This is a genomic window from Bradyrhizobium sp. ERR14, assembly GCF_014198235.1.
GTDB lineage: Bacteria > Pseudomonadota > Alphaproteobacteria > Rhizobiales > Xanthobacteraceae > Bradyrhizobium.
Window position 1 is genome coordinate 1 of sequence record NZ_JACIHD010000066.1, and the last position, 1,258, is coordinate 1,258.

At 60.1% G+C, this 1,258-nt stretch carries 1 protein-coding gene; it reads right to left on the reverse strand.

Annotated features, from left to right (window positions below):
• Positions 1-104 precede the first annotated feature (104 nt).
• The gene (locus GGD62_RS40525; RefSeq protein WP_183714858.1) at positions 105-1,184 is read right to left on the reverse strand and encodes an IS5 family transposase; all 1,080 of its coding nucleotides are present in this window, start codon (positions 1,182-1,184) and stop codon (positions 105-107) included.
• Between the last annotated feature and the right edge of the window lie 74 nt (positions 1,185-1,258).

Consider the following 1,258-nt stretch of genomic DNA (forward strand, 5'->3'; position numbering starts at 1 on the left):
CAGTCCGCTGAAAAACCAACAAATCCGTTTCCGATTTGGCGTTTCCTATTGGATGTCGTGGGGGATTGATGTCGGAGCGGCGATTGCCGCTGCGACCGGTGGCCTCAATTTGCAATGAGCTTGGGTATCCGGACGAGATTGTAGGCGATCAGGTTGAGCATGAGGTCGCCGAGCACGCGGGCGCAGCCGCGATGTTTGGTCTTGCGCAGGGTGCCGTGCTGCTTGCCCCACCCGAAGATGCATTCGGCCATCGCCCGGCAGGTTTGCGACATGCCGTAGCCGGGATGCCGGGTGGTTCGCCCGTCGATCGCGCTTTGGCGTCCGCTCGGATTGCCGAGATTGTACTGGGCAACATGCGGCGTGACGTTCATCTCGCGCAGCTTGGCGACATGATCGGCGGTATCGTAGGCCTTGTCCTCGCCGACCGTGATGCGGCCGCCGGCTTGCTTGACCTTGGCTTTCAGCATGTCCTCCGAGGCACGGCGTTCTGCCACCCCCGTCGCATGCGTGACCCGGCCGGCTACGGCCAGACCGTTCCGGTTCTCCATCGTGACATGCCCCATGTAGCAGAGCTTGGCTTCCTTGCCCTGCGCCTTCCGGTACAGCCGACTGTCCGGATCGGTCACGCTGGCATGGGTCTCGTTCTTGCGTTTCTCGCCGTGGAAATTGGCGCCATTGTCGCCGCCACCGGAACCGTCCTTCGGCTGAAAGCTCTTGTGCGAGGCCCAGGCCTCGATCAGCGTGCCGTCCACCGAGAAGTGCTCGCTCGACAGCAGCGGTTTCACATCCGGATGGTTCAGAAGCTTCATCATGAACTTGGCGAACACCTCGCCGTTCTCCAACCGGGCACGATTCTTCGTAAACGTTGTCGGGTCCCAGACCGGATCATCCGGCGAAAGCCCCACGAACCAGCGATACAGCAGATTGTAGTCCAGCTGTTCCATCAGCTGTCGTTCCGAGCGAATGCCATAGAAGGCCTGCAGCAGGAGAGCACTCAACAACTGTTCGGGCGGGATCGACGGGCGGCCTTCCTTCGCGTATAGCCCGCTCAAGGACCGGTTCAGATCGCGCAGAACGTCACGCACGAGCTCTCGGATCTTGCGCAACGGGTGGTCCTTCGGCACCCGCGCTTCAGGCGACACATAAGAAAACAGTCCACCCTGATCCTCGAACTTGCCACGCATCCAAAGCTCCGAGATCCAACGCAAATCAGTGAATCACGGAAATCGAACAAAAACGATAGTTTTTCAGCAGACTG

What these genes read in the sequence shown, in the direction of transcription:
- GGD62_RS40525 (WP_183714858.1), bottom strand. Translation starts at nt 1,184, where the DNA reads ATGCGTGGCAAGTTCGAGGATCAGGGTGGACTGTTTTCTTATGTGTCG.